Consider the following 18,308-nt stretch of genomic DNA (forward strand, 5'->3'; position numbering starts at 1 on the left):
AAACATGAATAACCCCTGAAGGAACACACGATGTTAAGACCTTATATTTTAGCAGAGACCAATTGGAAACATTTACACAAAGAAAAAATCGAACTGGCGGTATTGCCATGGGGGGCTACTGAGGCACACAATTGGCATTTACCTTATGCTACGGATAATATAGAAGCAGATTCAATAGGTGCAGAAGCCACAAAAATTGCCTGGGAAAATGGATCTAAAGTTATGCTATTACCCACAATTCCTTTTGGGGTAAATACCGGTCAGAGTGATATTTATCTCGATATCAATTTAAATCCATCCACACAATTAGCTATTTTAAGAGATATCATTACGGTATTAAATGGGCAGAAAATTCATAAGCTTTTGATACTAAACAGCCATGGAGGAAATGATTTTAAAACCATGTTGCGGGAGTTGGGTCTCGAGTTTCCCCAGATGTTTCTGGCCACAAGCAATTGGTTTCAAGCCATGAATCGCCATGATTTTTTTGAACTAGAAGGTGATCATGCTGATGAAATGGAAACAAGTTTGTTGTTGTATTTAAAACCTGAATTTGTTTTGCCAAAAAAAGAGTGGGGAGAGGGAAAGGAAAAGAAACATAAAATCTCTGAATTCTCCGAAAATTGGTTATGGACAGAGCGGAAATGGTCAAAAATTAGCGAAGATACAGGTGTTGGAAGCCCAGAAAATGCCACTTCGAAAAAAGGTGAGTTATTTTTTAAGGCAGTGACCCAAAAGATAGCAAAAGTAATGACAGACTTGTGTCATATGGATGTAAATAATATGTATGGTTAGGGATTTTAATTTCGTCGTTTTAATATCAAGCTATCAGCAGGGTAATTATTCTTTAGATACGCCATTTGTCCTTTTGCCCAATTCATAAGGACTTCTCTTTGTTCTGCATTTAAATTGGCTTCCTTGTGCAAACCTAAATAGGTGTAAGATTCTAAGGGCATTTCATTTTCTTCTAATACCTCTACCACTTCTTCGAATTTATGGTTTTGAACAGCGATGGGCAGTTGTGTGAAATCTGAAAAATTCAAATGCTTTTTTCCGTCGACCACGTGGTCGTTCAACCACCAAGCCACAGGCTGAATATTCGCATACCAGGGGTAAACGGTCAAGTTGGAATGACAATCATTACAGGCTACTTTTAAGATGCTCTTTACCTCATTTGGCACCTCGTATTTGGTAGAAAGGTCATTGGTCAAATCATTTGAAATATTTTTCTCAGGTCTGAAGAATTGAACGATAACCAAAATGCCCAATAGCACGTACCCTAATTTTTTGATCATGGAGTAAATTTTAAATCTAAATTAGTAAAAATGTTAGATCGTTTCACGGAATGGATAGATTTTCTTAATTTGGAGCGATAATTTTCAAATAAAAAAACAGTTGCCATGCAGAAAAAAATGTTATATCTGGTTTTATTATTGCCTTACTTCTTAGCTTGCTCTCAGGATCACAAAAAGTTAAATGAAGAACTGATAAAAACAGATCCGAAGAATTATACCTATGAGGTAGTTGCGGAAGGAGTTGACATTCCCTGGGGGATGACTTGGTTGCCTGATGGCAGCATGTTGGTGACGGAGATCAATGGAAAGATATACCATTTTAAAAATGGCGTCAAGACTGAAGTGCAAAACGTGCCCAAAATTTATAGAAACGGACAAGGTGGTTTGATGGATATTGAGGTACATCCCAATTATGCGGAAACGGGATGGATCTATTTCACTTATGGTTCAACCGAGGGAGGAGGAGAAGGAGGGAATACCTGTCTTGCCAGGGCAAAGCTAAAAAACCAAACCTTAACAGATATAGAAGTTTTATACAAGGCCATGCCCAACACCAAGAAAGTACAGCATTTTGGGTCCCGGGTCCGGTTTGACGATAAAGGATTTTTATATTTCAGTATTGGAGATCGCGGAGAAAATGATGTGAATCCTCAGGATTTGTCTAGAGATGGGGGCAAAATTTATCGTTTCAACGACGATGGTTCCATTCCTGCAGATAATCCATTTGTAAATGAACCAGACGCCAAAAAAGCGGTTTTTTCATATGGACACAGGAACCCTCAGGGAATGGTTTTTAACGCTCATACCAAAGAGATATGGGTAAATGAGCACGGACCACAAGGAGGAGACGAGATCAATGTAATAAAAAAAGGAGCTAATTACGGCTGGCCGGTAATTACCTATGGGATTAATTATAATGGAACGCCAATCACCGATAAAACGGCTATGCCCGGTATGGAGCAACCCCTGCATTATTGGGTGCCTTCTATTGCACCCAGCGGTATGGAAATTATTACGAGCAATCTTTATCCGGGCTGGAAAGGGAACTTATTGGTTGGCTCCTTAAAATTTCAGTACTTGGAAATGTTGGTACTACAAGATAAAAAAGTAAAGGAAAGGATCAAATTACTCGAAGATATAGGCAGGGTAAGAAATGTCAGACAGGGTCCAGACGGTTATATTTATGCCGCAGTAGAGCACAAAGGTGTGGTTAAAATTCTCCCGAAGAAGTAAAGAGATGAAGCAAAACTCCCGGAAGTTTTATTTTCGATTTGTCGCTTTCTTTTTTTCCACACTTGGCTTTGCACAGCTCAGCAGTCATCAAATAGACGAACTTGTCCAAACATCCATGGCAAGGATGCAAGTGGCCGGAGTGGCTGTTCTGGTGATAAAAGACGGGCAGGTTGTGCATAAAAAAGGCTATGGTGTAAAATCTATTCAGACCCAAGAAAAGGTAGATGAGTATACAAATTTTGCCATCGCCTCCAATTCAAAAGCATTTACATCAGCTGCGTTGGCCATTTTGGTAGATGAAAAGCAAATCAATTGGACCGATCCGGTAATCAAATACATTCCTGAATTCAAGATGTATAATGACTATGTCACCGAGAATTTTAATATTCAGGATTTACTTACCCATAGAAGCGGGTTAGGTTTAGGCGCAGGTGACTTGATGTTTTTTCCGGATGGTTCTGACTTTGGAATGAAGGATATTTTAAGTGTTTTTCAATATTTTGAACCTCAATCTGCTTTTCGCACTCAATTTGATTATGATAATTTATTGTATTACGTAGCAGGAGAAATTGTGGCCAGGGTAAGCGGAGTGAGTTTTGAAAGTTTTATTGAAAAAAGGATTTTTGCACCTTTGGGTATGGAGCAGACCTATAGTTTTTGGCCCAGAATAAAGGATCCCAAAAGTTTAGCTTCACCTCACAATGCTGACAGTGGTAAGCTGCGAGAAATCTCACATTTTACCAAAAATGTCAACGCGGCACCCGGAGGAATTTTTTCGAATATCAATGATCTCAGTCAATGGCTTCTTGTACAATTAAATGAAGGGAAATATGGTGATCAATTGGATCATGTTTTATTCTCAGAACAATCACAGCAGGAAATGTGGAGAATTCATACGCCTCTTAAGACACCTCAAGGAGATCAATACAATACGCATTTTTTCGGCTATGGATTGGGATGGTTCTTAAAGGATGTCAATGGATATTTACATGTGTCACATACCGGCGGTTTACCGGGAATGCTATCAAAAACAGTGTTGATTCCCGATTTAAATTTAGGGGTTGTAGTTTTGACAAACACAGAACCGGGAGGCGGAGCGTTTTTTTCAGCGGTTAGCAACATCATAGTGGATGCGTATTTACCTATTGACAAAACAGATTGGCTCACTTTTTATGTCGAGAGATTACAAAAGTCAAAACAAACCGGAGATCAGGTTACAGAAGAAGTTTGGAAGACTGTAGCATCTCATCGAAGTGTAAAAATTGAAGCGTCGAAGTATGTTGGGTTATATGAAGACCCATGGTTTGGAAAAGTGGAGGTTTATGAGAAAGGGTCAAAAATATTTATCAAATCCTATCGTTCGCCAAAGTTAAATGGTCAATTGGAATTTTATCAAGACAACACTTTTGCCGTAAAATGGGAATATCAAGATATGAATGCTGATGCTTTTGTGATTTTTGAAACGGATAAAGAAAATAATGTAAGTGAAATGAAAATGAAAGGAATCTCTCCCAATATCGATTTTAGTTTTGATTTTCAGGACCTCAGTTTTAAGCGTATACGTCATTGACAACCTTAAAAAGAGAATTCGGTAAATGGGACATGGTTTTTCTCATCATCAACGGTATCATAGGTGCCGGGATCTTTGGCTTGCCGGCTAAAATATATGCTCTTTCAGGATTTTGGAGCTTGGCAGCCATGGTTTTGTGTGCTGCGATTATATTTTGTGTGGTTCTGGTTTTTGCCGAAGTTTCTAGTCAGTTTAAAAATACCGGTGGTCCTTATTTATATGTTTATCAGACCCTAGGCCCCTTGTTTGGCTTTTTTGTAGGTTGGTTATTATTTATTTCTCGTATTGCAACCTATGCGGCTTTGGTGAATTTATTGGTCACTTATTTATCTTTTTTTTCTCATGTATTTGAACAGACCTATGTCAGAATTCTTACCATTGCACTAGTCACATTCTTCTTGTTTTTGTTGAACTACAGAGGTGTTAAGAATGCAAAATTGGCGAGTAACCTTCTTACGATTACAAAGCTATCAGCTTTATTTTTATTTATCGCGGTAGGTATATTTTATATCGATAAGGATCTCATTTTAAGACATAGAGAGATTCCTTCAATATCAAATTTATCCTCCTCTATTTTGGTGTTGGTTTTTGCATTTACTGGATTTGAAGCCATTTTAGTCAATACAGGAGAAGTGAAAAATCCAAAAAAGACAATTCCTTTTGCCTTGGTCGTCAGTATTATAATTGTAGCTACATTCTATCTTTTGATACAATTTGTTTGTATGGGAACACTACCTGATTTGGCATCTTCTAATAAACCTTTGGCAGAAGCTGCATATGAATTTTCGGGTGTTTGGGGTGGTAGCTTGATTAGTCTGGGTGCTCTTTTTTCAATTCTAGGGACACTTCATTCGATTGTCCTCATCGGTTCCAGGGTTCCATTTGCCATGAGTAAAAAGAAACAGTTACCCAAGATGTTTGGAAAACTTAATCCTAAAACATCTACACCAAATCTGTCCATTATCATTTTTTCAGTTCTTGTGTTACTCGTATCAATAAGCAATACCTTTTACTATGCTTTGGGTCTAAGTGTGATTACAAAAGTGATGATTATTTTTATGACTTCATTGACCTTAATCAAATTAAGACAAAAAGGATTTAGAGATAGTCATATTTTTCGAGTAAAGGGTGGAGTTGCCTTTGCCATTTTTGTGATGTTGATTTCATTGTGGTTACTTTCAAACTCCAATACAAGCGAATTTATTTCGGTGATGATAGCTTTGGTCGTAGGTGTACTAATATATTTTATTACAGATAAAATATCCAAAAAAGCTTAAATTGCATGAAAATATTTTACTTTGAATGGGGTTAAAAAGTACTTAGCATTTGTTTTTTTTTGGTCATTTTTAGTTTTGGGATGTAATTCTTGTGGACGAGATTTAAAAGAGGAAAAGAGAATTACTATTGCCGCGGCGGCAAATCTGCAATTTGTAATGCCCGAGTTGACCGAAGCTTTTACAAAAAAAACAGGTATTGATTGTACGATAAGTGTATCATCCTCAGGAAAATTGACGGCCCAAATCTCTGAGGGTGCCCCTTACGATCTTTTTTTATCGGCAGATATGCAATATCCAAACTATTTATACAGCAAAGGATTTGGATTGAAACCACCTGAGATTTATGCCAAAGGAATTTTGGTGCTCTGGTCTATCACAGAAGAGAATCTAAGCTTAGAGAGATTAAAAGATGCTGAAATCAAGCATATTGCAATGGCCAATCCGGAGTTGGCACCCTACGGAATTCCAGCGAAGGAAATATTGATAAAAGAGGGCTTGTGGGAGGTATTGCAGGAAAAACTTGTATTTGGGGAAAGTATTTCTCAGACCAATCAATTTATATATACCGGAGTTGCAGAGGTCGGTTTTACTTCAAAATCTTCTGTGCTGGAAAAAAGCTTGAAGGGCAAAGGGTTTTGGAAAGAAATTTCCTCATCTGAGTACCAAGATATAGCACAAGGTATTTTGATTTTGAAGCAGAGTAAAAATCAGGATGAAACAAAAATATTTTATGATTTTGTCTTTTCAGCAGAAGGGAGAGAGATACTAAAAAAATATGGTTACGAGGTATGAATGAACTCAGTGGGAGAATAAAGGAAATCAAAAAAAGTAAATCAATTTCTTTGGTAAAAGTGCAAGTAGAAGAATTGCTTTTTTCGGCCATCGTTATAGATACACCTGAAACAGCGCCCTATCTAAAAATTAACAATCCTGTAAAAGTTGTTTTTAAGGAAACGGAAGTCGTTATTGCATTAGAAAAGCACCTTCCTATCAGTTTACAAAACAGGATGGAAGGTAAAATTAATGCTATAGATAAAGATGAATTGCTATGTCGCTTAACAATTGAAACCAACGTAGGAATAATTACTTCTATTATTACAGCGAACGCCGTAAATCAACTCAATCTAAAAGAAGGGCAAAGAATATGTGCGATGGTTAAAACCAATGAAATAATGCTCTATCATGATTGATTGGTCTCCTTTAATACTTACCTTTAAACTGGCGGCAATTACTACCTTTCTTTTGTTGCTCATCTCTATTCCATTGGCATATTGGCTCTCTGAAACGAAGACCAAATGGAAGCCCGTTTTTGAAGCTTTGGTTAGTATGCCTTTGGTTTTACCTCCTACGGTGATCGGTTTTTATATGTTGGTCGCTTTTAGTCCTGCCAACTTCTTTGGTGGTTTTTTGGATGAATATCTAGGATTACGCTTTGTTTTTTCTTTTGAAGGGCTTGTTTTGGCATCGATTATTTACAGTTTACCTTTTATGGTACACCCTATTCAGGCTGGGTTTTCAAATATACCTGTAGATCTGAAAGAGGCTTCCTACTTAATGGGGAAATCTAAGTTTACTACCCTAAGAAAAGTCATGTTACCTAATATTAAGGCTTCTTTACTAACGGGTATAGTACTAGCTTTTGCACATACCATAGGAGAGTTTGGGGTAGTCCTGATGATCGGAGGAAACATACCTGAAAAAACAAAAGTAGCCTCAATTGCCATTTATGATAAAGTGGAAGCACTTCATTATGCTGAGGCAAATACCTATTCTTTTATTTTGTTTGCGCTCACTTTTTTCATTTTGTTATTTGTGTATTTTGTAAACAGAAAATCTTCTAAAAGTATTTGGTGATGATTGAACTGTCTATCAATAAAGAATTACATGCGGCCAATGGTCATTTTGACCTACAGGTTGAACTTCGTATCGAAAAAGGAAATTTTGTCAGTATTTACGGAAAATCGGGAGCAGGTAAAACATCGCTTTTAAAAGTACTTGCGGGTTTGATGCCACCTGATTCCGGTGAAATTAATGTGAAAAATCAAATTTGGTTTGACGCTAAGAAAAAAATACATCTGGAACCACAGAAAAGGAATATAGGATTTGTTTTTCAAGATTATGCTCTTTTTCCAAATATGACCGTTAAGGAAAACTTGGTTTACGCTTCGAGATATGGTAATCTAAGTATGATTGAGGAGTTGATTGAGGTGTCTGATTTAGGTGAATTAGCACATAGAAAACCTGAATTTTTATCGGGAGGGCAAAAACAACGCGTTGCGGTTGCGAGAGCACTGGCACAGAAACCGGAAATTTTGATTTTAGACGAACCTCTGTCAGCTTTAGATCAAGAAATGAGACAAGAACTACAAGATTATATCTTGTTGCTCCACAAAAAATTTGATCTCACAACGATTATGATCAGTCACGACATTGGTGAAATTGTTAAAATGTCTGATGTATTGATTGTTTTGGAAAAGGGTAGGATTAAAGAAATGGGAAATCCAAAATCACTTTTATTTAAAAGTAACGTTAGTGGAAAATTTCAATTAACGGGTAAGGTGTTGAATATAGAAAAACAGGATTTTCTGACTATTTTTACGGTTTTAACCGGACAAGAAATTGTAAAAGTTGTTGGAGAAGAAGCTGATAGTGCTCGTTTTAAGATCGGAGACACAGTTCTCCTCGCAGCGATGGCATTTAGCCCTTTGATGTACAGCAGAAATCAATAATTATCATTTCGTTAACATTTATTGGCCTTAATTTCTAAAGAAAGTCTCAATCATTTTGTATTTTAGTAAATCAATACATTTAAAGCTCACGAACATGATACAATATATAAAAATCCAAAAAATGGCACCTGTTCAAAGGACATCAGTTTTACTTTTTTTAGGCTTTATTTTTGCATTTCAGATGAATGTCTATGCACAAACGGATGATTTTATTGAGTTTACAGGTACGATTGTTTCTGGTAAAACAGGGAAAACACTGGAATACGCGAGTATTTCACTAGTCGGTTCAAATATTTCTACTGTTAGTAATAGCGAAGGAGAATTTTCCATAAAAGTACCTTTAGACTTAAGGACTAACAATTTGTTGATTGCCTATTTGGGCTACAACAATAAAGAAGTTTCCCTGGAGAGTTTAGGATCGGGAAAAACCAGAATAGAATTGACAGAATCTATTGAACAGCTCAGAGAAGTAAATGTCACTACAAGAGATCCGGAAAAGATAGTGAGAGAGGCAGTAGCCAGAATCAAGAATAATTATACAGATGATCCCTTAATTATGACTGCCTTTTATAGAGAGTCAATAAGTAAAGGAAAAAAATATGCCTCACTTTCAGAAGCTGTGGTCGAAATTTACAAACAGCCTTATACGTCAAATGTAGAGGATTATGCGCGCTTGTTCAAATCTAGAAAAAGTACAGATTATAAGAAGCTCGATACACTTGTGCTTAAATTGCAAGGAGGACCTTATAATACCATGCGCTTTGATATTGCCAAAAACAAGAGTCTGATATTGGATGAGGAAAGTTTGAAAAATTACTCATTTTCCTATGCCAACCTGACGAATTTGAATAACCGCCCAACCCACATCATCAGCTTTAGACAATTACCTAGTATCGAGGAGCCTATGTTCTATGGCAAACTTTATATAGATGTTCAAAGTTACGCCATTACAAAAGTAGATATAAGTTTAAATCTTGAAAATGAGGCATTGGCCAGCAGATTCTTTGTTAAAAAGAAACCTTCTAATGCTGAGGTCACGCCAACGGTGGCCAATTATCAAATAGATTACAGAGAAAATAATGGCAGATGGTTTCAAAGTTACAGTCGCTTAGAATTGGGATTTAAGGTGAATTGGAAAAAGAAATTATTTAATTCCAATTACGCTGTAAACATTGAGATGGCGATTACAGATTGGAAGAATAATACAGAAGGAATCAGTTTGAAAAATAGTGAAAAGTTGAGATCTAATGTTATTTTGGTTGATAAAACCTCAGGTTTTACTGATCCCGATTTTTGGGGAGAATACAATATCATAGAACCTGAAAAGTCAATTGAAAATGCCATCGACAAAATTCAAAGGAAGTTAAAGTAAATCTTTAATTTTTGTTAAAAGAAGAAGAACTCAAAAGGTTCTTCTTTTTTTTGGTCTTACATTTGGCAAAATTTTGAGGGGTTGAAAAAGATCGTTAAATATAGTTTGCTTTTTATTCTTGCCATAGTTTGTAGCGCAGGCATCTTCTTTGCCGGAGTTTACTTTGGTGTTTTTGGTCACTTATATACCAAAGAAGAACTACGAGATTTTAAAAATGAGTCGGCCTCTCTGGTGCTGGCGGAGAATGGAGAATTACTGGGCAAATATTTTGTTCAGAACAGAACAAATGTCAAATTCCATCAAATCCCGACACATTTAATCAACGCTCTTTTGGCCACCGAAGACGTGCGGTTTTACGAACATGAAGGTGTAGATGCCCGCAGTTTAATGAGGGTTCTGGTAAAGAGTATTATTTTTCAACAGGAAAGTGCCGGTGGCGGAAGTACGCTAACGCAACAATTGGCTAAAAACATGTACGGCAGAAAAAGTTTTGGTCCACTGACAACTGCCGTAAATAAATCAAAAGAAATTATTCTTGCCAACAGATTGGAGGAACTTTACAATAAGCAGGATATTTTACAGCTGTACCTCAATACTGTTCCTTTTGGGGAGGATATTTACGGTGTTGAAAGTGCTGCACGGCGTTATTTCAATAAGCAGGTTGAAGAATTAAATCAGGAGGAGAGTGCTGTATTGGTCGGTATGTTAAAGGCCAATACCTATTACAATCCTAGGTTATATCCTGAACATGCCCTGCAACGAAGAAATACTGTACTAGACCAAATGTTTAAGTACGATTTTATAGATGAACGGGAAAAAGATTCTCTTCAATTATTACCTATTCGTCTGGATTATGCCAATTTAAAAAATCAAGGAAAAGCTAATTATTTCTTGGTACATATAAAGCGAGAATTAGAGAAAATTATAGACAGCATCAATCTAAAAGAGGGCACGAGTTACAATATCTACACCGATGGTTTAATCGTACAGACTAGTTTGAACCTAGAGATGCAACTCTATGCTCTTACTGCATATCAAAAGCATCTTTCAAAAATGCAACCCTTGTTGGATCGGCAATACAGCAAGGGATCGGATAAAAAAATACTGACATCTTTGTCTGAAGAAATTTTGAACAAGGGAAATTTTCAAGATGTTGGTAAGAGAAAGAAAAGAGAAATTTTTTCATGGGAAGGGTTTAGGTCTGATTCAATTACTGTTTTAGACAGTATCAGACGCGATTTAAGTGTACTGCATGCCGGTATGTTAGGATTAGAACCGAATACAGGAGCGATCAAAGTGTGGGTAGGTGGCATAGACTTTAGAAGATATCCTTATGACCAGATTTTTGCTCAGAGGCAGATTGCTTCTACCTTTAAACCAATTTTATATGCGGCAGCATTGGAGAACGGAATAAATCCCTGTAATTATATTAGCAACGATAGCTTGGTGCTGACGGATTTTGACAACTGGACGCCTAAAAATTATGATAACTCATTTGGTGGAAAGTATTCTGTGGCCGCCGCTCTAGCCAAATCGATGAATATACCCACAGTGAGGCTGTTTTTGTCTTTGCCCTTTGCAGAACTTCACACCATGTGGAACGATCTGGGTTTTAGTCAACATCTGGAGACCAATCCATCGGTGGCCTTAGGCACATCTATCGCTAGTATATATGAGCTCACACGAGCCTATGCTGCTTTTGCGAATGGCGGAAAAAAAATTCAACCCTATGGTATAGTTTCAATTAAGTCTGCAGAAGGAGAAACTATTTATCAGTATAAGGATGTCAAAAATGATGAACAAGTCATGAGTGAAAGCACAAGTATGATGATGACAGCTATGCTCAGAAAAGCAGTAAGTGAAGGAACGGGTAAGGCAATTTCTTCCCAATTTGGTGTAACCAAAGAAATAGCGGGTAAAACAGGTACCTCACAGGATTATGCAGACGCTTGGTTTGCAGGGTTTACTCCAAATCTAGTATTGGTTTCTCGTGTGGGTTGTAATTCTCCCAGCTTACATTTTAATACGGGTGCATTGGGGTCTGGGGGTAAGTTGGCATTGCCATTAGTGGGGTATACGTTTAGAAATCTGCAAGGAAATAAAAAGTTATCCAGTCAGTATTTGACAAATTTTGCTCCTATGTCTGAAGAAGCACTAGAAAGTTTTATTTGCGAGGATTATATAGAGGACAGCGACTTTGAAAAATTCTTTGATAAAATTTTTAATAATCCGGAGATGACTTCAGAAAAGGCAGCAAAAAAAGCCCAAAAAGAAACCAAGAAAAAAGAATCTTTTTTTAAGAAATTGTTCAAGAAAAGGAATTGAATCAATCAAAAATATTAGCCATAAGCGCTATACCTCCAAAAATGGTTAGGAATATAATGGCAAGTCCTAAGCCGATCAACATAACAATCAAACTACCTTTGGCATAGTTTTGTCGATGTATATTACTCTGGTCTCCGAAAGCCCAAATCAAAAGCATAATGAGTCCAACTAAGGGAAGAGAGGTGATAAAAACTGTAATGGCCCAATCGGTGGGACTCATGGGTTTGATCTCCTTTGGTATGATATTTTCCATTATTCTGATTTATTATTGTTAAAAGTAATTAAAATATCACTTTGTTTTACTCATAATTGATAATAATTTGTACATTTGCGGCCTCAAAAACGTATATAAACAATTAAAAGCGGACAGATGAAAGGAGGTGCATCGCAATGTTAATAATCCCGGTAAAGGATGGTGAGAACATAGATAGGGCTTTAAAAAAATTCAAAAGAAAATTTGACAGCACTAAGACAATGAAGAACTTGCGTGAGCGTAAGCAATTCACAAAACCATCTGTATTGAAAAGACAACAAAAATTGAAAGCCAAATATATTCAAGGTATTAGAACCGAAGAAGAAAAAGGATAAATTTTGTTAAATACATGAAAAACCGCTTGAGTAAAGCGGTTTTTTTATTTTTAACATTTTATCAGTTTAAAAATGGTTAAATTTGTTAGAAACAAAAATCAACGAATCAATTATTCTTCCTAAAATATACCCTTTGACCATCAAAGCATTTTTAGACTATCTGGTTTTTGAGAAGAAATATTCTCCCAATACAGTTTTGGCATATGGCACAGATCTCGAGGCTTTTTCTTTCTATTGTAAAAAGACTTTTCACAGAGAAGATTTAGAAAATTTAGATTACACCATTATCAGGCATTGGATTGTTGATCTAGTCGATAACGAGGTGAGTAATAGGTCCGTAAATAGAAAAATGAGTGCCCTGAGATCTTACTACACTTTCTTGATGAAATCAAAAATGATTTCTGAAAATCCCATGAAACATCATAAACCATTAAAAATAGCAAAACGGGTAAGTGTTCCATTTAACCAAAGGGAAATTGAGGAGGTGCTTCAGATGATGAGAGAAGCGGAGGATTTTATTTCTGTCAGAAATGCCCTGATCGTGGAATTGCTTTACAGTACTGGAATGAGGCGAGCGGAGTTGATCAATTTAAAAACTTCTGATATAGATTTAGCAGGTTCTTTGATTAAGGTGCTAGGCAAAAGAAATAAGGAAAGATTTATTCCGTTATTAAACTCATTGCGGCCAAGTATTGAAAAATATAATTTTTTGAGGGAAGCCAATCATCCAAAGGGAGACTATTTTTTTATGACAGAAAAAGGTGAGAAAATATATCCTACATTAGTTTATCGTTTGATAAATGATTATTTTAGTCAAGTGTCTAGCAAGGTTAAAAAGAGTCCACATACTTTGAGGCATTCTTTTGCAACACATTTATTAAATGAAGGAGCTGATCTAAATTCGGTAAAAGAATTGCTTGGGCATTCCAGTTTAGCATCTACTCAAGTGTATACTCAAAACAGCTTAAGTGAATTAAAAAAAATGTATAACCAAGCTCACCCAAGGAGCGTTAAAAACCATTAACTATGAAAGTATTTGTGCAATCAGTTAATTTTAATATTGATCAAACATTGGTTGACTTTATAGAAAAGAAGGTGTCGAACCTGGAAAAATTCAACGAGAAAATTATTGATGCTGAGGTATTTTTGAAAGTTCAAAATACTAGTGACAAAGAGAATAAGATATCTGAAGTAAAAATCAATATTCCTGGTAATGATGTCGTGGTGAAAAAGGAGAGTAAAACCTTTGAAGAGGGCATAAGCTTGGCGGTAGAATCATTGAGAAGGCAACTACTTAAAAGGAAGGAAAAACAGAGAGCGTAAAATTTTAGAAAATATTTGAAAAAAGTTTTGCAGAAAACATAAAACTTTATACATTTGCAAACCGTTTGAAAGAGCGGTTTGTTTTTTTATGTAATGATAGTGTTTACACGGAGATAAAAAGACAAAAAAGCAATTGCCGGTGTAGCTCAGTTGGCTAGAGCAGCTGATTTGTAATCAGCAGGTCGTGGGTTCGAGCCCCTCTACCGGCTCGTTCTTTGAGATAAAAAAATGTTGGGGAGATACTCAAGCGGTCAACGAGGACAGACTGTAACTCTGTTGGGCAACCTTCGTAGGTTCGAATCCTGCTCTCCCCACTTTAATTTGAATGCGAGAGTAGCTCAGTTGGTAGAGCTTCAGCCTTCCAAGCTGAATGTCGCGGGTTCGAGTCCCGTCTCTCGCTCTATATTAGGAAAAGCAAAGGCGGTATACCTTTTACTCTTAAGTTAAGTTATATACCGGGTGCCTTATGAAGCATAAGCCGGTGTAGCTCAGGGGTAGAGCGTTTCCTTGGTAAGGAAGAGGTCACGGGTTCAAATCCCGTCATTGGCTCTTGATTTTGTAGAGAAAGTTTAAATGAGACTGACTAGGAGCATACATTTCTACTAAATCTTCGATAAATTTCACTACGAAAATAAATTTTAACACAATAAATAACTAAGACATAAAATTAAACAATCATGGCAAAAGCAACTTTTGATCGTTCAAAACCACACCTTAATATTGGTACAATTGGACACGTAGATCACGGTAAAACTACATTAACTGCTGCTATCACAAAAGTTTTAGCAGATCAAGGTCTTTCTGAAGTAAAATCATTTGACCAAATTGACAATGCTCCAGAAGAGAAGGAAAGAGGTATTACTATTAACACAGCGCACGTTGAATATTCAACTGCAAATCGTCACTATGCACACGTAGATTGTCCAGGTCACGCGGATTATGTAAAGAACATGGTTACGGGTGCTGCTCAGATGGACGGTGCGATTTTAGTTGTTGCTGCTACTGATGGTCCAATGCCACAAACTCGTGAGCACATCTTATTAGGTCGTCAGGTAGGTATCCCAAGAATCGTTGTTTTCATGAACAAAGTTGATATGGTGGATGATGCTGAATTGTTAGAGTTGGTTGAAATGGAAGTAAGAGACTTATTGTCTTTCTACGATTATGATGGAGATAACGGTCCTGTAATTCAAGGTTCTGCTTTGGGTGCTTTAAACGGAGAGGAAAAATGGGTGAATACAGTAATGGAATTAATGGATGCTGTTGATTCTTGGATTGAATTACCTCAAAGAGATGTAGATAAGCCATTCTTGATGCCTGTTGAAGATGTATTCTCTATTACTGGTCGTGGTACTGTTGCTACTGGTAGAATTGAAACTGGTGTAGCAAACACTGGAGATCCAGTAGAGATCATCGGTATGGGTGCTGAAAAATTAACTTCGACTATCACAGGAGTTGAAATGTTCCGTAAAATATTAGATAGAGGTGAAGCTGGAGATAACGTAGGTCTTTTGTTAAGAGGTATCGATAAAGAAGATATCAAAAGAGGTATGGTAATCTGTAAGCCAGGTTCTGTAAAACCACACAAACATTTCAAAGCTGAGGTGTATATCTTGAAAAAAGAAGAAGGTGGTCGTCACACTCCATTCCACAAAAACTACCGTCCTCAGTTCTATGTAAGAACAACAGACGTTACAGGAACTATTAGTTTACCTGATGGTGTTGAAATGGTAATGCCAGGTGATAACTTAACTGTTACAGTAGAATTACTTCAAACTATCGCGTTGAATGTTGGTTTGAGATTCGCTATCCGTGAAGGAGGTAGAACAGTAGGTGCTGGTCAGGTAACTGAGATTTTAGACTAAGGAATGAATTTCTTATAAATACATTAAAGGTTTCTGTTGGGTATAGCCCGACGGAAACCTTTGTTAACATAGTGTATTTACAAATTAAAGTGCTCTTATCTCAATTTTGATAATGATTAATTAGCGCACTTTTATACGGGTGTAGCTCAGTTGGTAGAGCACTGGTCTCCAAAACCAGGTGTCGGGAGTTCGAGCCTCTCCACCCGTGCATAAAAATACTAGGATGAATTTAGTAACTTATATCAAAGAGTCCTTTGAAGAACTAAGAACGCATGTGACTTGGATGTCATGGCCAGAAGCGCAAAGAACAACTGTTGTTGTGGCTGTGTTTACTGTGATTTTCGCAGTGGCAGTGTTTTTGGTAGATAAGACTTTTCAATTTGGATTCGAAAAATATTTCGATTTATTTAACTAAAAGAATAAGATGTCTGATAATGTAATGAAATGGTATGCCGTCAGAGCTATCGGCGGTCAAGAAAATAAGATCAAAACCTATATCGAAAATGAAATTGCTCGATTAGGCTTATCAGACTATGTACAACAGGTTTTAGTACCAACTGAAAAAGTTATTCAGATCCGAAATGGGAAAAAATATAATAAGGAAAAGGTGTTTTTTCCGGGTTATATTATGGTTGAGGCTAATTTAAGTGGTGAGGTGCCACACGTGATTAAATCAGTTACGGGCGTGATTGGGTTTTTAGGTGAAACCAAAGGTGGTGATCCTATTCCATTAAGACAATCTGAGGTAAATAGAATGTTAGGTACGGTAGATGAATTGGCTGTACAGAATGAAAATGTGGCCATACCATTTATTAAAGGTGAAACTGTAAAAGTAATCGATGGTCCATTTAACGGATTTGACGGTACTATTGAAAAAATAAACGAAGAAAAGCGCAAACTTGAAGTAATGGTAAAAATCTTTGGCAGAAAAACGCCATTGGAATTGAATTACATGCAAGTAGAAAAAATATCATAACTGTTACGCGAACTGAGGTTTCCCTGGCTTCCACATAGGGTAATCTAAAACATGATTAAAAATGGCAAAAGAAGTTAGTAAAATAGTTAAATTACAAGTACGTGGAGGCGCCGCAAACCCTTCACCACCTGTAGGACCTGCATTGGGTTCTGCCGGGGTTAACATTATGGAGTTCTGTAAGCAATTCAATGCCAGAACTCAGGATAAGGCTGGTAAAATTTGTCCGGTAGTAATTACCGTTTACAAGGACAAATCTTTCGAGTTTATAGTGAAGACCGCACCGGCAGCTACACAATTATTAGAAGCAGCTAAATTGAAGAGTGGTTCAGGAGAACCAAACAGAAAGAAAGTGGCTACAGTAACCTGGGACCAAGTTAAAGCAATTGCAGAGGATAAAATGCAAGATTTAAATGCATTTGAAATTGAATCTGCGATGTTGATGGTAGCAGGAACTGCACGTTCTATGGGAATTAGAATTAAAGGAGATGCTCCAGTTAAAAACGCATAATTATGGCAAAGTTGACAAAAAAACAAAAAGAGGCGAAAGCTAAAGTTGATGTAAATGTTGCCCATAATTTAATGGACGCTTCAACTTTGGTTAAAGAAATCACCAACGTAAATTTTGACGCAAGTGTTGATATTGCAGTGCGTTTAGGTGTAGATCCAAGAAAAGCAAATCAAATGGTAAGAGGGGTAGTTACACTACCGCACGGAACCGGTAAAGAAGTACGTGTTTTGGCTTTGGTAACTCCGGATAAGGAAGCTGAAGTAAAGGAGGCAGGTGCTGATTATGTAGGATTAGACGATTACCTTCAAAAAATTAAAGAAGGATGGACAGATGTTGACGTAATTGTCACTTTACCAAGTGTGATGGGTAAATTAGGTCCTTTAGGAAGAATTTTAGGTCCTAGAGGTTTAATGCCAAACCCAAAGACGGGTACAGTAACAATGGATGTCGCTAAGGCAGTACAAGATGTAAAGGGAGGTAAGATCGACTTTAAGGTGGATAAGACAGGTATTGTTCATGCTTCTATCGGAAAGGTTTCGTTTGAAGCTGAAAAGTTAGCCGAAAATGCACATGAATTAGTACAAACCCTTGTTAAATTGAAACCTTCTACTGTAAAAGGTTCTTATATCAAGAGTATTTTTCTATCGAGTACCATGAGTCCTTCGGTAGCGATTGATACAAAAACAGTTTAATCAGTTAAATCGACCGAATAATGACAAGAGAAGATAAAGCGTTAGTAATAGATGAATTAACCGGTAAATTAACCGAGAATAATGTCATCTATCTTGCAGATATTTCAGGCCTCAATGCGACTGATACATCGAACTTAAGAAGAGCATGTTTTAAAGCAAATATTAAACTTGCTGTTGTTAAAAACACATTGCTTTCAAAGGCAATGGAAAAATCTGATAAAGACTTTGGAGACCTTCCTACAATTTTAAAAGGAAATACTTCTATTATGATTGCAGAGGTGAGTAATGCTCCTGCAAAAGTAATTAAGGAATTTAGAAAGAAGTCTGACAAACCTGTTCTTAAAGGAGCATTTGTTGAAGAATCTATCTATGTTGGCGATGACCAATTGGATGCTTTGGTGAACATCAAATCTAAAGAAGAGGTAATTGGAGATGTAATCGGATTGTTACAATCACCAGCTAAGAATGTAGTTTCTGCATTGAAATCTGGTGGAGGTAAATTAGCCGGTATTTTGAAGACCTTATCAGAAAAAGAATAAGTACACACTAAAACTA

At 36.8% G+C, this 18,308-nt stretch carries 21 protein-coding genes and 5 tRNA genes; 24 read left to right on the forward strand and 2 right to left on the reverse strand.

Annotated features, from left to right (window positions below):
* The first annotated feature begins 30 nt into the window (after positions 1–30).
* The gene (locus tag ACFQ39_RS07745; protein WP_377177749.1) at positions 31–795 is read left to right on the forward strand and encodes a creatininase family protein; all 765 of its coding nucleotides are present in this window, start codon (positions 31–33) and stop codon (positions 793–795) included.
* 5 nt (positions 796–800) lie between these two features.
* On the opposite strand, the gene ACFQ39_RS07750 is transcribed toward ACFQ39_RS07745, so the two are convergent.
* Positions 801–1,295, reverse strand: coding sequence for a heme-binding domain-containing protein (locus ACFQ39_RS07750; protein ID WP_377177751.1), 495 nt, complete (start codon positions 1,293–1,295; stop codon positions 801–803).
* 105 nt (positions 1,296–1,400) lie between these two features.
* Here ACFQ39_RS07750 and ACFQ39_RS07755 point away from each other — a divergent pair, with 105 nt between their 5' ends.
* From ACFQ39_RS07755 to ACFQ39_RS07795, 9 genes are all read left to right on the forward strand, one after another.
* On the forward strand, positions 1,401–2,528 hold the full coding sequence (locus ACFQ39_RS07755) for a PQQ-dependent sugar dehydrogenase (RefSeq protein ID WP_377177753.1): 1,128 nt from the start codon (positions 1,401–1,403) through the stop codon (positions 2,526–2,528).
* Positions 2,529–2,532: 4 nt separating this feature from the next.
* Positions 2,533–4,098 carry a serine hydrolase gene (locus ACFQ39_RS07760; protein WP_377177755.1) on the forward strand — a complete coding sequence of 522 codons (1,566 nt, stop codon included), beginning with the start codon at positions 2,533–2,535 and terminating at the stop codon, positions 4,096–4,098.
* A complete protein-coding gene (locus tag ACFQ39_RS07765; protein WP_377177757.1) occupies positions 4,095–5,375 on the forward strand; it encodes an APC family permease in 1,281 nt (426 codons plus the stop codon). Before ACFQ39_RS07760 ends, ACFQ39_RS07765 begins: the two co-directional genes overlap by 4 nt.
* Before the next feature lie 21 nt (positions 5,376–5,396).
* Positions 5,397–6,167, forward strand: coding sequence for a molybdate ABC transporter substrate-binding protein (modA, locus tag ACFQ39_RS07770; RefSeq protein ID WP_377177759.1), 771 nt, complete (start codon positions 5,397–5,399; stop codon positions 6,165–6,167).
* Positions 6,164–6,565, forward strand: a complete 402-nt coding sequence (locus ACFQ39_RS07775; protein ID WP_377177761.1) for a TOBE domain-containing protein — start codon at positions 6,164–6,166, stop codon at positions 6,563–6,565. The genes modA and ACFQ39_RS07775 overlap by 4 nt, the downstream gene beginning before the upstream one ends.
* Positions 6,558–7,229: a molybdate ABC transporter permease subunit gene (gene modB, locus ACFQ39_RS07780; RefSeq protein ID WP_377177763.1), complete on the forward strand. Its 672-nt coding sequence runs from the start codon at positions 6,558–6,560 to the stop codon at positions 7,227–7,229. Before ACFQ39_RS07775 ends, modB begins: the two co-directional genes overlap by 8 nt.
* A complete protein-coding gene (locus ACFQ39_RS07785) occupies positions 7,229–8,104 on the forward strand; it encodes an ATP-binding cassette domain-containing protein (RefSeq protein ID WP_377177765.1) in 876 nt (291 codons plus the stop codon). The genes modB and ACFQ39_RS07785 overlap by 1 nt, the downstream gene beginning before the upstream one ends.
* A gap of 94 nt (positions 8,105–8,198) precedes the next feature.
* On the forward strand, positions 8,199–9,476 hold the full coding sequence (locus tag ACFQ39_RS07790) for a carboxypeptidase-like regulatory domain-containing protein (protein ID WP_377177767.1): 1,278 nt from the start codon (positions 8,199–8,201) through the stop codon (positions 9,474–9,476).
* 81 nt (positions 9,477–9,557) lie between these two features.
* Positions 9,558–11,801: a transglycosylase domain-containing protein gene (locus ACFQ39_RS07795; RefSeq protein ID WP_377177769.1), complete on the forward strand. Its 2,244-nt coding sequence runs from the start codon at positions 9,558–9,560 to the stop codon at positions 11,799–11,801.
* 1 nt (position 11,802) lies between these two features.
* Here the strand turns inward: ACFQ39_RS07795 and ACFQ39_RS07800 are convergent, their stop codons facing one another.
* Positions 11,803–12,054 carry a hypothetical protein gene (locus tag ACFQ39_RS07800; protein ID WP_377177771.1) on the reverse strand — a complete coding sequence of 84 codons (252 nt, stop codon included), beginning with the start codon at positions 12,052–12,054 and terminating at the stop codon, positions 11,803–11,805.
* 137 nt (positions 12,055–12,191) lie between these two features.
* Here ACFQ39_RS07800 and rpsU point away from each other — a divergent pair, with 137 nt between their 5' ends.
* The 14 genes from rpsU (at position 12,192) to rplJ (ending at position 18,292) form a co-directional block, all read left to right on the forward strand.
* Positions 12,192–12,389: a 30S ribosomal protein S21 gene (gene rpsU / locus ACFQ39_RS07805; protein ID WP_377177773.1), complete on the forward strand. Its 198-nt coding sequence runs from the start codon at positions 12,192–12,194 to the stop codon at positions 12,387–12,389.
* Positions 12,390–12,471: 82 nt separating this feature from the next.
* Positions 12,472–13,413: a tyrosine-type recombinase/integrase gene (locus ACFQ39_RS07810; RefSeq protein ID WP_377177775.1), complete on the forward strand. Its 942-nt coding sequence runs from the start codon at positions 12,472–12,474 to the stop codon at positions 13,411–13,413.
* 2 nt (positions 13,414–13,415) lie between these two features.
* A complete protein-coding gene (gene hpf, locus ACFQ39_RS07815) occupies positions 13,416–13,712 on the forward strand; it encodes a ribosome hibernation-promoting factor, HPF/YfiA family (protein ID WP_377177777.1) in 297 nt (98 codons plus the stop codon).
* Positions 13,713–13,847: 135 nt separating this feature from the next.
* A tRNA-Thr gene (locus ACFQ39_RS07820) sits at positions 13,848–13,921 on the forward strand.
* Positions 13,922–13,945: 24 nt separating this feature from the next.
* Positions 13,946–14,026: transfer RNA gene (locus ACFQ39_RS07825), tRNA-Tyr, on the forward strand.
* Positions 14,027–14,039: 13 nt separating this feature from the next.
* Positions 14,040–14,112 (forward strand) — tRNA-Gly (locus tag ACFQ39_RS07830).
* A 77-nt stretch (positions 14,113–14,189) separates the two neighbouring features.
* A tRNA-Thr gene (locus ACFQ39_RS07835) sits at positions 14,190–14,261 on the forward strand.
* A 128-nt stretch (positions 14,262–14,389) separates the two neighbouring features.
* Positions 14,390–15,577 carry an elongation factor Tu gene (tuf, locus tag ACFQ39_RS07840; RefSeq protein WP_377177779.1) on the forward strand — a complete coding sequence of 396 codons (1,188 nt, stop codon included), beginning with the start codon at positions 14,390–14,392 and terminating at the stop codon, positions 15,575–15,577.
* 135 nt (positions 15,578–15,712) lie between these two features.
* A tRNA-Trp gene (locus ACFQ39_RS07845) sits at positions 15,713–15,785 on the forward strand.
* A gap of 15 nt (positions 15,786–15,800) precedes the next feature.
* Positions 15,801–15,992 carry a preprotein translocase subunit SecE gene (secE, locus tag ACFQ39_RS07850; protein ID WP_377177781.1) on the forward strand — a complete coding sequence of 64 codons (192 nt, stop codon included), beginning with the start codon at positions 15,801–15,803 and terminating at the stop codon, positions 15,990–15,992.
* A 9-nt stretch (positions 15,993–16,001) separates the two neighbouring features.
* The gene (gene nusG / locus ACFQ39_RS07855; RefSeq protein ID WP_377177783.1) at positions 16,002–16,553 is read left to right on the forward strand and encodes a transcription termination/antitermination protein NusG; all 552 of its coding nucleotides are present in this window, start codon (positions 16,002–16,004) and stop codon (positions 16,551–16,553) included.
* Between the two features lie 61 nt (positions 16,554–16,614).
* Positions 16,615–17,061: a 50S ribosomal protein L11 gene (gene rplK, locus ACFQ39_RS07860; protein ID WP_377177785.1), complete on the forward strand. Its 447-nt coding sequence runs from the start codon at positions 16,615–16,617 to the stop codon at positions 17,059–17,061.
* 2 nt (positions 17,062–17,063) lie between these two features.
* Positions 17,064–17,753, forward strand: coding sequence for a 50S ribosomal protein L1 (gene rplA, locus ACFQ39_RS07865; protein ID WP_377177787.1), 690 nt, complete (start codon positions 17,064–17,066; stop codon positions 17,751–17,753).
* A 20-nt stretch (positions 17,754–17,773) separates the two neighbouring features.
* The gene (gene rplJ, locus ACFQ39_RS07870) at positions 17,774–18,292 is read left to right on the forward strand and encodes a 50S ribosomal protein L10 (protein WP_377177789.1); all 519 of its coding nucleotides are present in this window, start codon (positions 17,774–17,776) and stop codon (positions 18,290–18,292) included.
* Positions 18,293–18,308: the final 16 nt, after the last annotated feature.

This window comes from Namhaeicola litoreus (assembly GCF_042679565.1).
Taxonomy (GTDB): domain Bacteria; phylum Bacteroidota; class Bacteroidia; order Flavobacteriales; family Flavobacteriaceae; genus Namhaeicola; species Namhaeicola litoreus.

What these genes read in the sequence shown, in the direction of transcription:
- ACFQ39_RS07790 (WP_377177767.1), top strand. Translation starts at nt 8,199, where the DNA reads ATGATACAATATATAAAAATCCAAAAAATGGCACCTGTTCAAAGGACA.
- rplK (WP_377177785.1), top strand. Translation starts at nt 16,615, where the DNA reads ATGGCAAAAGAAGTTAGTAAAATAGTTAAATTACAAGTACGTGGAGGC.
- ACFQ39_RS07800 (WP_377177771.1), bottom strand. Translation starts at nt 12,054, where the DNA reads ATGGAAAATATCATACCAAAGGAGATCAAACCCATGAGTCCCACCGAT.
- ACFQ39_RS07785 (WP_377177765.1), top strand. Translation starts at nt 7,229, where the DNA reads ATGATTGAACTGTCTATCAATAAAGAATTACATGCGGCCAATGGTCAT.
- rplA (WP_377177787.1), top strand. Translation starts at nt 17,064, where the DNA reads ATGGCAAAGTTGACAAAAAAACAAAAAGAGGCGAAAGCTAAAGTTGAT.
- rplJ (WP_377177789.1), top strand. Translation starts at nt 17,774, where the DNA reads ATGACAAGAGAAGATAAAGCGTTAGTAATAGATGAATTAACCGGTAAA.
- ACFQ39_RS07775 (WP_377177761.1), top strand. Translation starts at nt 6,164, where the DNA reads ATGAATGAACTCAGTGGGAGAATAAAGGAAATCAAAAAAAGTAAATCA.
- rpsU (WP_377177773.1), top strand. Translation starts at nt 12,192, where the DNA reads ATGTTAATAATCCCGGTAAAGGATGGTGAGAACATAGATAGGGCTTTA.
- modB (WP_377177763.1), top strand. Translation starts at nt 6,558, where the DNA reads ATGATTGATTGGTCTCCTTTAATACTTACCTTTAAACTGGCGGCAATT.
- hpf (WP_377177777.1), top strand. Translation starts at nt 13,416, where the DNA reads ATGAAAGTATTTGTGCAATCAGTTAATTTTAATATTGATCAAACATTG.
- tuf (WP_377177779.1), top strand. Translation starts at nt 14,390, where the DNA reads ATGGCAAAAGCAACTTTTGATCGTTCAAAACCACACCTTAATATTGGT.
- secE (WP_377177781.1), top strand. Translation starts at nt 15,801, where the DNA reads ATGAATTTAGTAACTTATATCAAAGAGTCCTTTGAAGAACTAAGAACG.
- ACFQ39_RS07750 (WP_377177751.1), bottom strand. Translation starts at nt 1,295, where the DNA reads ATGATCAAAAAATTAGGGTACGTGCTATTGGGCATTTTGGTTATCGTT.
- ACFQ39_RS07760 (WP_377177755.1), top strand. Translation starts at nt 2,533, where the DNA reads ATGAAGCAAAACTCCCGGAAGTTTTATTTTCGATTTGTCGCTTTCTTT.
- nusG (WP_377177783.1), top strand. Translation starts at nt 16,002, where the DNA reads ATGTCTGATAATGTAATGAAATGGTATGCCGTCAGAGCTATCGGCGGT.
- ACFQ39_RS07745 (WP_377177749.1), top strand. Translation starts at nt 31, where the DNA reads ATGTTAAGACCTTATATTTTAGCAGAGACCAATTGGAAACATTTACAC.
- ACFQ39_RS07755 (WP_377177753.1), top strand. Translation starts at nt 1,401, where the DNA reads ATGCAGAAAAAAATGTTATATCTGGTTTTATTATTGCCTTACTTCTTA.